Annotated in this window: 6 protein-coding genes; 2 read left to right on the top strand and 4 right to left on the bottom strand. The window is 71.0% G+C overall.

Annotated elements, in window-relative coordinates:
* Positions 1-22: 22 nt before the first annotated feature.
* Both F0U63_RS07495 and F0U63_RS07490 read right to left on the bottom strand, forming a co-directional pair.
* The gene (locus F0U63_RS07495; RefSeq protein ID WP_395845160.1) at positions 23-1,582 is read right to left on the bottom strand and encodes a DUF4388 domain-containing protein; all 1,560 of its coding nucleotides are present in this window, start codon (positions 1,580-1,582) and stop codon (positions 23-25) included.
* 60 nt (positions 1,583-1,642) lie between these two features.
* The gene (locus tag F0U63_RS07490; RefSeq protein WP_395845158.1) at positions 1,643-2,446 is read right to left on the bottom strand and encodes a tetratricopeptide repeat protein; all 804 of its coding nucleotides are present in this window, start codon (positions 2,444-2,446) and stop codon (positions 1,643-1,645) included.
* Positions 2,447-2,755: 309 nt separating this feature from the next.
* Here F0U63_RS07490 and F0U63_RS07485 point away from each other — a divergent pair, with 309 nt between their 5' ends.
* The gene (locus F0U63_RS07485) at positions 2,756-8,902 is read left to right on the top strand and encodes an Ig-like domain-containing protein (RefSeq protein ID WP_395845156.1); all 6,147 of its coding nucleotides are present in this window, start codon (positions 2,756-2,758) and stop codon (positions 8,900-8,902) included.
* 99 nt (positions 8,903-9,001) lie between these two features.
* On the top strand, positions 9,002-9,946 hold the full coding sequence (locus F0U63_RS07480; protein ID WP_395845154.1) for a metallophosphoesterase: 945 nt from the start codon (positions 9,002-9,004) through the stop codon (positions 9,944-9,946).
* A 39-nt stretch (positions 9,947-9,985) separates the two neighbouring features.
* Here the strand turns inward: F0U63_RS07480 and hemW are convergent, their stop codons facing one another.
* Positions 9,986-11,209, bottom strand: coding sequence for a radical SAM family heme chaperone HemW (gene hemW, locus F0U63_RS07475; protein WP_395845152.1), 1,224 nt, complete (start codon positions 11,207-11,209; stop codon positions 9,986-9,988).
* Between the two features lie 3 nt (positions 11,210-11,212).
* Complete coding sequence (locus F0U63_RS07470) at positions 11,213-12,685, bottom strand: hypothetical protein (RefSeq protein WP_395845150.1); 1,473 nt, start codon at positions 12,683-12,685, stop codon at positions 11,213-11,215.
* Between the last annotated feature and the right edge of the window lie 56 nt (positions 12,686-12,741).

Below are 12,741 nucleotides of genomic sequence, written 5' to 3'. Positions count from 1 at the left end.
AGCGGGCACTGAAGCGGGCACCTCAGCGCTTCACGCGCTTCATCGTCTCCTGGACGAGGTCCACGTACTGGCGGTTCTTCGGGTTGATCTTGAAGGCCTTGCGGTAGGCGTCCTCCGCCTGCGCCCACTGGCCCTCGCCCCGGGACACCTCGCCCAGGAAGAACCACCCCTCCTCGCACCCGGGCTCCTGCTTGAGCACGTCCTGCAGCTCCTGCATCGCCAGCTTGCCGTGGGACTCGGGCTTCATCAGGTAGCGCGCCCACGCGCGGTGGGCCCGGTACAGGGGCTTGGGATCGATGTCGCAGGCATACTCGAAGTACTCGAACGCGCCGGCGAAGTTCTCCGCCTTGAGCCGCTTCATCGCCTCGTCGAACTGGGTGCTCGCGTCCAGCAGGTCCGTGCGGATGCGGAACTGCTCCGCCGTGGAGGGCCGGCCCGTGTTCACCTTCTTCTCGCGCGCCGCCTGGCGCCGCTTGCGCCACAGCGTGGCCTGCTCCACCTCGCTGAGCGCCCCGTACGCCCGCGCGTACGCGGTGAGCAGTCCCTCGGCCTTCTCCTTGAGGTCCGCCGAGTGGAAGCGCAGGGGGGAGAACTTGTCCGCCAGCGCCAGGAAGGCCTTGCGCAGCGCCACCGGCTGCACGTTCTCCGGCACGCCCAGCAAGTCGAACGGATCCTGGCTGCGGTGGGACAGGAAGACGCTGAGCAGCTCGTTCTTCACGGCCTCGTCCTCGTCGGAGAAGGGGATGCCCGTGGGCCGGGCCTCCACCGTCTCCAGGGTGCCGGGCAGGGGCGTGAGGGCGGGACCGGGAGGAATGAAGGGCACGGCGACGGGCCCCGCCGCGGCGGGCCTGCGCGCATCCACCTCCTCCACGAAGTCCGCGAGCCCCAGCACGCAGAAGGCGTAGAGTCGGCGCAGCGTGGAGTCCGTGTCCATGCCCGAGCGCTCCATCAGCTCGGGGAAGGTGGGCCGGAAGCGCAGCGCCTGGAACAACCGCGCGTCCTTGGCGGACAGCTTCGGCCCCTCGATGCCCGGCACCTGGGCGAAGCGGCGCTCATCCGTGAAGGTGAAGTGCGTGGCCACCTCGTCGAAGGGCATCACGTTGGCGATGCCCGTGAGGATGAGCTGCGCGGTGTTCATCCGCACACTGGTGTCCGGCGGCTCGATGTCGGCGATGAGCCGGTAGCGCGCGTCCGTCCAGCGGAAGCAGTCCAGCAGCGTCATCGCCATGTTCGCCTGCATCTGCTTGTACAGGTCGAACGGGCTGATGAGGCCCTTCTGCACCACCAGGCCGCCGAAGGGCACCTCGGTGCTCACGCTCTCGGCGAGCGTCTTCTGGTAGTCCGTCTCCGACAGCTTGCCCTTGTCCACCAGGAACTTGCCCAGCGTCTCGTGCAGCAGGTTGCTGGAGCTGGCCACGGGCGCGCCGTCCTCGAAGGTGATGCGCTTCTCGCGCTGGCGGACCTTGAGCTCCAGCGTGCACGTGCGCTCCTCCACGGCCAGCGCGTGCAACAGCAGGGCGAAAGGTGTCTCGGCGAGCGCCCCCTCGCGCTGCCTCAGGACCTGGGCGGGGGTCGAAAACATGGTTCCTCAGCCTAGCGGGTTTTCAGGAAAACCAAGGAGCCCTCCGCGAAAGACGCCCGCCTACTCCCCGGTGCCGGGTTCGTCCGAGACCCAGGCCTGCTCGTCCGCTTCCCATCGCGAGGCGGAATCCGCCATCCGGCCGAGCAGCGAGCCGACGAGGACGAGGCCCACCGCCAGTGCGACCCCGTAGGCCAGGGGCCGGCTGGGGCGCGCCCGCCAGGCCCACAACCGCTCGCGGCGGCGCTGGAAGGAGGGCGCGGCCACGTACTCCTTCCAGGCCTCCTCGCGCACCAGGGCCGCCTCGCCGTCCTGGCCCCCGCGCTCCAGGGCACGCGCGAGCAGCACCCGCCCCTCCACCGTGCCCGGACGCACCTCGCGCAGGCGCTGGAGGGCCTCGATGGCGCGAGGAAAGTCCCCGCGCGCCAGGCGGAAGCGCCCGCGCTCCAGGTCGATGGCCCCCAGCTGGTGGCGGGGGTCGAGCTTCTCGGCCTCGTCCAGCAGCAGCTCGCCCCGGGCCGTATCGCCCGCGCCCAGGTAGGCCACGCCCAGCAGGTAGAGCGTGGACACGTCCTCGTCCCCCGCCTCCAGGTTGGGCTTGAGCACCTCCACCGCCGCCGCGTACCGGCCCCAGCCCACCCACAGCTCCGCCAGCTCGTAGCGCGCCCGCCGGTCATGCGGATTGACGTGCAACGTCCGCCGCAGCGCCGCGGCGCGCCGCCACCGTCCCAGCAGCCGCAGGGGACCGGGAAGGATCATGCTGTAGCGCCCTATTGCCCACAGCACCCCCAGCACGCCCAACGCCGACAGCACCGGGCTGCCCGTCACCCGCGCGAGCACCATCCACAACAACCAGCTGTAGCTCATGAGCGCGGTCTCATATCAGGTGGCCTCGCCTCGGCGCGCGGTGAGACCAACCGATGGGTCCCCAGGACGCGTGGCGATTCGCCACAGGGGCGTTCCGCCACAATCGCAAGCCCGGCGGGCATCCCGCCTGGATTCCATACAATGCGCGGTGTCCAGAGGGAGCCCTGGGAAAAGAAGGGGGACCAGGCCCCGAATTCGCGGCCCGGGAGGGGACTGACATAGGCTGAGCAGTGAAATGGCCGGTGGCGTTCGCCTTGCAACAGGAGCGCCGCGAGCCATCCTTCTCCCCGATTCAACCTCATTGCCTTCATGAGAAATCCCTCCCTCCCCTCCCCGACTCCTCCTCGCGCACTCGCGTGGGGCGAGCGCGCCTCGGCACTGGTGCTCGCCGTCGCGCTGTCCCTGGTGGCTGGAAGCACCCAGGCCCAGCCCAAGCACAACGATCCGCCGAAGCTGCGCTTCGCGCAGGACCTGCGCGGCGACTTCGCCCTCATCGGCAACACGCTCGCGCAGGACTGCCGCCCGGGAGTCACGCCCCGGCCCCTGAGCGGCCGGATGCCGCCGATGGGCAGCGGCCTGCCCGGAGATGCCGCATGCAGCAGGCGCGACACCTCTCCGGACTTCTTCTGGACCCTGAACGACTGGACGGTCGAGAGCACCGGCGCCGCCACCCAGCCCGCGGCGCCGATCACCAGCACCACCGTCGGCATCACTCCGACGAACGCCCGGAGCCAGGCGGCGCTGTCGCTGCCCGCGGGCGCCCAGGTCGTCTACGCGCGCCTGTACTGGGCGGCCACGCGCTTCAACACGAACAGCGGCGACAAGCGCCAGGAGGCGGACCTCACCGCCCGGCTGTCCCGGCCGGGTGTGGCCGGCTTCGACAAGGCCCTCTTCGCGGATGACTACGCCTTCTATTACCCCCCAGCGGGGACCTCCGAGTACCACTACCAGTCCACCGCGGACATCACGGACATCGTGCGGCAGTACGGCGCGGGCCGCTACCAGGTCAGTGACGTGCAGGCCATCAACCTGGACACCCTCGCGGGCGGCGGCGAGTTCATCTTCGACGGCTGGTGGATGGCGGTCTTCTACGAGGTGCCGGGCTCGACCAAGCGGCACCTGAAGCTCTTCGACAGCATGCGCGTCGTGACGGGCAACAACGCCACGAACTTCACGCTCAACGGCTTCTACGTGCCGAGCTACGCCACGGACGCCAAGCTGGGCGTCATCGCCTTCGAGGGTGACGAGCCCGACAACGACAACGGCGACACCTTCTCGTTCAACGGCAAGATCCTCAGCAACGATCTCAACCCGGCGGACAACTTCTTCAACAGCACGCGCTCGTGGACCACGAAGGGCGGCAAGACCACCACGGACACGCCGCTGTCGCTCGCCAACCCGGGCACGGACGGCGTCTTCGACGCCTATCCCATCAGCCACCGCAACGACCGGCCGCAGCTCACCGGCACGCCCAACAGCATGTCCGGCATGGACCTCGACGTGGTGGATGTCACCCTGGCCTCGGGTGACCGGACCGCCACCGCCGCCGCCGCCACCAAGGGAGGTGGCGACACGTTCTGGCTCGCCGGCTTCATCACCTCCATCACCACCCAGGCCCCGGACTTCGTCAACACCATCAAGTCGGTCAAGAACCTCACCCGCGCGGACGGCACCGTGCGCCCCGGCGACGTCATCGAGTACACCATCTCCACCGAGAACATCGGGGATGACATCTCGCGCGACACGGTCGTCAACGACAAGCTGCCCACCGACAAGCTCGACTACGTGCCGGGGTCGCTCAAGCTGTTGACCGTGGCGGCGAGCGACACCCAGACGCCAGGAGCCCTGACGGACGCCAAGGGCGACGACGTGGGCCACTACGACGCCACCACGGGCACCGTCACCGTCTACCTGGGCAAGGGGGCCACCCCCACCAAGGGCGGCCAGCTCAAGGGCGTCCTCGTCCCCGGGGACCTGCCCGAGCGGACCAGCATCTCCTTCCAGATGAAGGTCAAGGCCACCGCCTCCAATGGCAGGGTGGAGAACCAGGCCATCATCACGGCTGGCGGCGTGCTGGGCATCGAGCCCGTGAACACGCCCTCGCGCAACCCGGATGGGCAGGGACCCACGGACATCGAGATCGCCATCGTCCCGAAGCCCGTCATCCAGACGCCGGCCGAGGGCTCCATCGTGCCGACCGCGCGGCCCACGTACACCGGAACCGCGCTGCCGGGCACCACGGTCACCGTCTACGAGAATGGCATCGCCCTGTGCACCGCCACGACCACGGCCTCGGGCACCTGGTCCTGCGTCTCGACGAGCCTGGGCGAGGGCGGCCACAAAGTCACGGCGGTGGCCACGAACAGCGAGGGCACGAGCGAACCGACGCTGCCCCGCTCCTTCTCGGTGGACACGCAGAAGCCGGCGGCCCCCACCATCACGGTCCCCACGGCCAATGCCGTGCTCACCACGCAGCGCCCCACCTTCGAGGGCACCGCCGAGGCCAACTCCACGGTCATCGTGAGCGTCGATGGTCAGGTGATTGGCCGCACCACCGCCGACAGCTCGGGCAAGTGGTGGCTCCCCTCGATCCTGCTCGCGGATGGCCCCCACACCGTCAGCGCCACGTCTCAGGACGCGGCGGGCAACCGCAGCGACGCCACGAGCGTCCCCTTCACCATCGACGCCAAGCCGCCCGAGACGGTGATTGACACGGGGCCGGCTTCCAACAGCACCACGGGAACGGCCAACTTCACGTTCACGGGAACCTCGGCGACCAGTGGCATCCACAGCTTCGACTGCAGCCTCAACGGCTCCCCGTTCATCAAGTGCGCGGACGCGAACACGAGGAAGGGCGCCTACGCGTACACCAACCTGCCCGAGGGCCGGTACACCTTCCGCGTCCGTGCCCGCACCCAAGCGGGCGCCGTGGACCTGACCCCGGCGGTGTGGACCTGGGTGGTGGGTCTGGATACCGACAAGGATGGCATCCCCGACAGCATCGAGGACAAGAACCACAACGGCACCGTGGACCCGGGCGAGACCGACCCGAACAACCCCGACACCGACGGGGACGGCATCAAGGATGGCCTCGAGGACGCCAACGGCAACGGCACCCTGGACCCGGGCGAGACCGACCCGCTCAACACGGACTCCGACGCGGACGGCCTCCCCGATGGCGTCGAGGACGCGAACCACAACGGCACCCGCGACCCGACCGAGACCGACCCACGCCTCCCCGACACCGACGGCGGTGGCGTGCCGGATGGCCTCGAGGACAGGAACCACAACGGCACCGTGGACCCGGGCGAGACCGACCCGCGCGACCCCAAGGATGACGACACGCGCGACAGCGACGGGGACGGCATCCTGGATGTCATCGAGCAGGCGACGGGCACGAATCCGAACAACCCGGACACCGACGGGGACGGCATCTCCGATGGCGTCGAGGACAAGAACCACAACGGCTCCGTCGACCCGGGCGAGACCGACCCGCGCAAGGCCGACTCCGACGCGGACGGCCTGCCCGATGGCATCGAGGACAAGAACCACAACGGCACCCGCGACCCGGGCGAGACCGACCCGCTCAACCCCGACTCCGACACGGACGGCCTGCCCGATGGCATCGAGGACAAGAACCACAACGGCACCCGCGACCCGGGCGAGACCGACCCGCTCAATCCCGACACCGACGGCGGTGGCGTGCGCGACGGCGCCGAGGACAAGAACCACGACGGCATCCACGATCCGGACGAGACGGATCCGCTCAACCCCGCGGATGACGACCCCACGCGTGACTCCGACCAGGACGGCATCACCGACAACGTCGAGGCCGCCACGGGCACGGATCCGAACAACCCGGACACCGACGGGGACGGCATCCCCGATGGCGTCGAGGACAAGAACCACAACGGCTCCGTCGACCCGGGTGAAACCGACCCGCGCAAGGCCGACACCGACGGCGGCGGCACGCCCGACGGCGTCGAGGACAAGAACCACAACGGCACCCGCGACCCCGGCGAGACCGACCCGCTCGACCCCACGGATGACGACCCCCTGCGTGACTCCGACCAGGACGGCATCCCCGACGACATCGAGAACACCACGGGCACGGATCCGAACAATCCGGACACCGACGGGGACGGCCTGCTCGATGGCGTCGAGGACAAGAACCACAACGGCTCCGTGGACCCGGGCGAGACCGACCCGCGCAAGGCCGACACCGACGGCGGCGGCGTGAGCGACGGCGACGAGGACAAGAACCACAACGGCACCGTGGACCCGGGCGAGACCGATCCACTCAACCCCGCGGATGACAAGGACGCGGACGGGGACGGCATCCCCAACGACGTCGAGACCAACAACGGCACGGATCCGAACAACGCGGACACCGACGGGGATGGGCTCTCCGACGGCGAGGAGGACGCGAACCACAACGGCACCGTGGACGACGGCGAGACGGACCCGCGCAAGGCCGATACCGACGGCGGTGGCACGTCCGACGGCGAGGAGGTGAAGGCCCACACCAACCCGCTGGATGGCAACGATGACCTGCTCCTCGGCGGCCGGGGTTGCAGCACCTCGGGCGGCAGTCCGCTCGCGTGGCTGACCATGGCCCTGCTCGGCCTGCCGTGGCTGCGCTCGCGGCGCGCGCCCCGTCCGGGCATGCTCGGGGGTCTGCTGGGGCTGGCGGGCGTGCTGTCCGCTCCGGCGGCGGACGCCCAGGTCGTCTCCCCCTCCCCGCTGTCGCAGTCCATCGACGTGCAGCGCTACAAGCCCGGTCCCGGCGCCACGGACATCCTCGGCGTGCACGGCTCGCGGGTGGACAACCACCTGGGCTGGCACCTCGGGGCCTCGGTCAACTACGCGAGCAACCCGCTGGGCTTCTACAACCCGGCCACGGACCGCTTCGTCTACGAGCTCGTCGCCCACCAGGCGACGCTGGACGTGATGGGCTCGCTGTCGCTGTGGAACCGGTTCGAGCTGGGCGTGGTGCTGCCCATCACCTACCAGGCCTCGGAGTCGGAGGCCGGCTTCACGCCCTCCTTCGCGCAAGGGGTGGCGGGCGCGGGCCTCGGCGACGTGCGGCTGGTGCCCAAGCTGAACCTGGTGTCGTCGGAGAACTTCGGCCTGGGCCTCGTCGTCCCCGTGCTGCTGCCCAGCGCGGGAGGCGAGGCGTTCCGCGGCGGCGCGGGCGTGAGCGCCCGGCCCCAGCTCGTCGTGGAATGGGGCCGGGACAGGGGCGCGCGGCTGGTGGCCAACCTGGGCGCCAACATCCAGCGCGAGGAGCAGCTGCGCAACCTGCGCACCGGCACCGAGCTGATGTACGCGCTGGGCGCGCAGATCCCCTTCTCCGAGAAGCTCGCGCTGCGGGCCAACCTCGCGGGCTCGTACGGGTTGAACTACACGGGCTTCGGGGCGCTGCCGCTCGAGGTGCTCGCGGCGTTGCAGTACCGCTTCTCGCCCGGACTGTCGGCCCACCTGGGCGGCGGCCCGGGCCTCACCCGGGGCTACGGCACGCCGGCCTTCCGCGTCTTCGCGGGCATCGACTGGCACCAGCCCGGCGAGCGCGCCTCGACCGCTCCCAAGGCCGCTCCCACGGAAGAGGCCACTCCCGCCGCTCCAGCCGCTCCCGCCGCCGCGCCCGTCGACACGGACGGTGATGGCATCCCGGACACGGCCGACAAGTGCCCCACGAAGGCCGAGGACAAGGACGGCTTCGAGGACCAGGATGGCTGCCCGGATCGGGACAACGACAAGGATGGACGTCCGGACGTGACGGACCGGTGCCCGAACGAGCCCGAGACGATCAATGGTTTCCAGGACGAGGACGGGTGCCCCGATGCCTCGACCAAGGATTCGGATGGGGATGGGCTGCTGGACTCGAAGGACAAGTGCCCCCTGCAGGCCGAGGACAAGGACGGCTTCCAGGACGAGGATGGCTGCCCGGATCCCGACAATGATCAGGACGGCGTGCCGGACACGAAGGACCAGTGCCCGAACGAGCCCGAGGTCATCAACGGCGTGAAGGACGAGGACGGCTGCCCGGACGAGGGCAAGTCCAAGGTGCGCCTGGAATCCAACCGCATCGTCATCCTGGACAAGGTGTATTTCGCCACGGCCAAGGACGTCATCCTGCCCAAGTCGTTCAGCCTGCTGAAGCAGGTGGCCTCGGTGCTCAAGGCCAACCCGCAGATCGAGCTGCTGCGCGTGGAGGGCCACACGGACAACCAGGGCAATGACGCGAGCAACCTGCGGCTGTCCCAGCGCCGCGCGGACAAGGTGCGTGCCTTCCTCATTCGCGAGGGCATCGCCGGGGAGCGCCTGGATGCCATGGGGTTTGGCGAGACGCGGCCGGTGGACGACAACAAGAAGGCGGCGGGCCGGGAGAACAACCGCCGCGTCGAGTTCAACATCCTGAAGATGAGCGGGCAGGACGTGCAGAAGAACCCGTAGTCCTCCTTCGGACCCGCTGGACAGGGACGGCGCGGACAGGCGAGATGGCCTGCCCGCGCCGTTCGCTTTTGTGTATGGACCCCTTGTGAGGAAGAAGCCATGCCGTCCCCCGCCCCCCGCCCAGGCCTCCTGGTGTTGATGGTTCCCTTGATGCTCGCGGCGACCCCCCCGTCGCTGCCGTCGCGCGCGAAACAAGACGCCCCGGAGACCTTCTCCGGCGTGGAGCGCGTGGTGGCGGTGGGTGACGTGCATGGAGACGTGGACGCGCTGAAGGCCGTGCTGAAGCTGGCCGGGCTCATCGACGCCCGGGGGCGCTGGAGCGGCGGCAAGGCGCACCTGGTGCAGACGGGAGACATTCCGGACCGGGGAGACCAGACGCGCGAGGCCTACGAGCTGCTGATGCGGCTGGAGAAGGAGGCGCTCGCCGCGGGCGGCCGGGTGCATGCGCTGCTGGGCAACCACGAGGTGATGAACATGCTCGGGGACCTGCGCTACGCCACGCCCGGCGAGCTGGCCTCGTTCGCGGACCTCGCGAGCGGACCCACCGAGGGGGGACTCGCCGGGCACCGGGCCGCCTACGGGCCGCAGGGGCGCTATGGGCGCTGGCTGCGCACCCATGCCGCGGCGGTGCGCATCAACGACACCCTCTTCGTGCATGGCGGCATCTCCCCCGAGGTACCCGCCCAGACCCTGGCCGAGCTCAACCGCTGGGTGCGCCAGGACCTGACCGAGGGCCAGCCCCTGGGAGGCGCGAAGTCTCCCGAGGGGCCGCTGTGGTTCCGGGGCTACGCGCTCGGGGACGAGGGCACGCAGGCGGCGCTCGACACGGTGCTCGCCCGCTTCGGCGCCCGGCGCATGGTGATGGGCCACACCACCGAGCGCGAGGGGAAGATCCGCACGCGCTGGGGCGGCAAGGCGGTGTTCATCGACACCGGCCTGAGCACCGGCTACGGCCACCACCTCGCGGCGCTGGAGCTGCGCGGCGGCAAGCTCACCGCCCTCTACCCCGAGGGCCGCGTGGAGCTGCCCGTCAGCGCCCCCTGAAAAGCACCGGGGCAAGCACCGGGGCCCACACGGCGGGACTCACAGCAGGCGCGCGCAGATGGCGCTGTGCACGTCCGCGCCCGCGTCGGTGAGCACGAGCCGGGCGCCCTCGAGCCGGGCGAGGCCATGGCGCACCAGCCGCTCCACCTCGGCCCGGCGGGGCTCGGGGGACTGGCCGTAGCGCGCGCACACCGCTTCCCAGTCCACGCCGGAGCGCAGCCGCAGCCCCATGGACAGGCGCTCGGCGAAGAGCTCCTCGGAGCCCAGGGCTTCCCGGCTCGCCTCCACCGGCCGGCCCTCCTCCACCGCGCGCAGGTACGCCCCCGAGCCGCGCGGGTTCACGTAGCGCGAGCCCTCGAGAGGGGCCCCCGCGGGTGAGGTGAGCCACATGCCCGTGGCCCCCACGCCCAGCGCCAGGTACTCGCCCCCGGTCCAGTACAGCGCGTTGTGGCGCGAGCTGAACCCCGGCCGGGCATGGTTGGAGATTTCATAGCGGTGCAGTCCGCCCCCGGCGTAGACGTCGCGCACCGTCTGGGCCATCTCCACCACGGCCTCGTCCGAGGGCAGCGCCAGCACGCCCTGGTCGAGCTGCCGGGACAGCGGCGTGGCCACGGCCAGCACCTCGCGCTCCACCGTCAGCGCGTAGGTGGACAGGTGCTCGGGCTGAAGGGCCACCGCCTGGCGCGCGTCCGCCTCCACCTGCGCGCGGGACTGGCCGTGCACGCCATAGATGAAGTCCATGGACACCACGTCGAAGCCCGCGCGCCGGGCCGTGTCGAACGCGGCCACCGCCTGCGCGCCCGAGTGCTCGCGCCCCAGCGCCTGGAGCGTCTCCGCCTGGAAGGACTGCACGCCCAGCGACAACCGGTTGACGCCCGCGGCCCGGTAGCCCGCGAAGCGCCCGGCATCCGCGAGGCTCGGGTTGGCTTCCAGGGACACCTCGGCGCCCGGCGCCACGCGCAGCCGCGCCGCCACGCCCTCCAGCACGTGCGCCACCCACCGGGGATGCCACAGGGACGGCGTGCCGCCACCGAGGAAGATGGACTCCAGCGTGCGCTCGCGCAGCGACGGGTCCGCCGCGAGCCGCGCGTCCAGCTCCGTGAGCACCGCGCGGGCGTAGCGCTCCTCGGGCACCTCGCGCACCACCGCCACCGCGAAGTCGCAGTAGGGGCACTTGGACACGCAATAGGGGAAGTGCACGTACAGCCCGAAGCGCGCCGCGGGCGTGCCCGTGAGGGCGTCGATGGGACCCGCGAAGTCCATCCCCTACTTCGCCTTCTTCAGTTGCGCGAGCTCCGCCTCCAGCCGCGCCACCTTCATCTTGTTGCTGGCCGCCGTCTCCAGCGCCAGCTCCGCCACCATCAGCTTGCGCTTCATCGAGGCGACGTCTTCCCGGAGCTGGTCGCGCTCGGCGATCACCTCGGCGTCCACCGCCGGGGCCGGCGCCGGGTTCTTGCGCCGGGCCGCCTCCAGCGCGTCCTCCAGCGTCTTCACCCGCTGGCGCAGCCGCTCCGCCTGGGCCTCGGCCTCCAGCGCCCGGCTCTCGGCGCTCTCCTCCTCCGCCCCCTCCTCCCCGGACGGCGCCTGCTTCGCGCTCCGGAGCGACTCCAGCTCCGCCTCCACCTCGGCCAGCGCGCGCGAGAGATCCTGCCGGTCCGCCGTCACCGTGCGCAGCTCTTCCTCCAGCCGCGCCACGTTCGCCTCGGCGGACTCCACCACCTCGCCCAGCGCCGCCACCTCCGACTCCATCCGCTCGCGCAGCCGCTCCACCTCCGCCTCCGCCAGCGCCAGCTTCTCGGACAGATCCCCGCTCTCGGCCAGCGCCCCATCGCGCTCGGCTTCCAGCTCCAGGGTGTGCGCGCGCACCTCCTCCAGCGAGTCGTTCGACCACTGGGCATCCGCCAGCAGCGACTCCAGCTGCCCCACGCGCACCGCCAACCCCGTGCGCTCCGCCGCGGCGAGCTCCCGCTCCCGCTCGGCCTCCTGCAGCCGCTCCGCCGTCTGCTCCAGCTCGGCCAGGGTGGCCTGGTACTCGTCCCGGACGGCCTCCAGCGCGCCTTGCGTCTCGAGGTGCTCGGCCACCAGCTCCGACACCCGGTCCTGCGCGAGCGACAGCGCCTCCTTCGCCCCGATGAGCTCCTCGGCGAGCGCGCCGCGCGATTCCCGCTCCCGCGTCAGCTCGTCCGACAGCCGCGCCAGCTCCGCTTCCACGTCGGCGAGCGAGCGCGAGAGATCCTTGCGGTCCTCCTCCACCTGGAGCAGCTCGGCCTCGAGCCGCGCCACCCGGGTCTGCGCCGCCCCGGAGTCCTTCGGGGCCGGGCGCGTCTTGAGCGAGGCGAGCTGCCCCTGGGCCTCCACCAACTGTCCGCGCAGCGTGGTCTCGGAGATGCGTACCGTGCGCAGCTCCGCCTCCCGCTCCGCGTACAGGGTCCGGGCGCGCTTGAGCGTCTCCACCTTCTGCCGCAGCACGGTGCGGAAGTAGTCCAGCCGCTCCGGGAGGGAGCCCTCGGGGGGAGCGGGTGGCTCGGTGGGCTCACCGAACGGGTCCGCCGCCTCCGTCGAGGCGGAGGGACGCGTGGGCATGCGTACGGCGGGCAGGGTCATCGCCGGCCGGAGCGCCACCGACGTGGACCGGCGCGGAGGGAGCGGAGGAGGCGCGGCCGTGGCGGCCGCCTCCGCGTCCGAGCCTTCCCCCTCCCGTAGCTCGGCAAGTGGATCCACTTCCTCTGACGACCCCATGTCTTTCCAGGTTACCGCCCGCGCCACGGCTTCTCCACCGAACACCGCTCCCGGCC

Origin of the sequence: Cystobacter fuscus (genome assembly GCF_044360685.1) — a bacterium.
Classification (GTDB): domain Bacteria; phylum Myxococcota; class Myxococcia; order Myxococcales; family Myxococcaceae; genus Cystobacter; species Cystobacter fuscus_C.
Note: the sequence above shows the minus strand (reverse complement) of the source record. Positions and strands in the feature narration are given on the sequence as shown.

Coding starts and splice junctions, on each gene's coding strand:
- F0U63_RS07495 (WP_395845160.1), bottom strand. CDS start 1,582: ATGTTTTCGACCCCCGCCCAGGTCCTGAGGCAGCGCGAGGGGGCGCTC.
- F0U63_RS07490 (WP_395845158.1), bottom strand. CDS start 2,446: ATGAGCTACAGCTGGTTGTTGTGGATGGTGCTCGCGCGGGTGACGGGC.
- F0U63_RS07485 (WP_395845156.1), top strand. CDS start 2,756: ATGAGAAATCCCTCCCTCCCCTCCCCGACTCCTCCTCGCGCACTCGCG.
- F0U63_RS07480 (WP_395845154.1), top strand. CDS start 9,002: ATGCCGTCCCCCGCCCCCCGCCCAGGCCTCCTGGTGTTGATGGTTCCC.
- hemW (WP_395845152.1), bottom strand. CDS start 11,209: ATGGACTTCGCGGGTCCCATCGACGCCCTCACGGGCACGCCCGCGGCG.
- F0U63_RS07470 (WP_395845150.1), bottom strand. CDS start 12,685: ATGGGGTCGTCAGAGGAAGTGGATCCACTTGCCGAGCTACGGGAGGGG.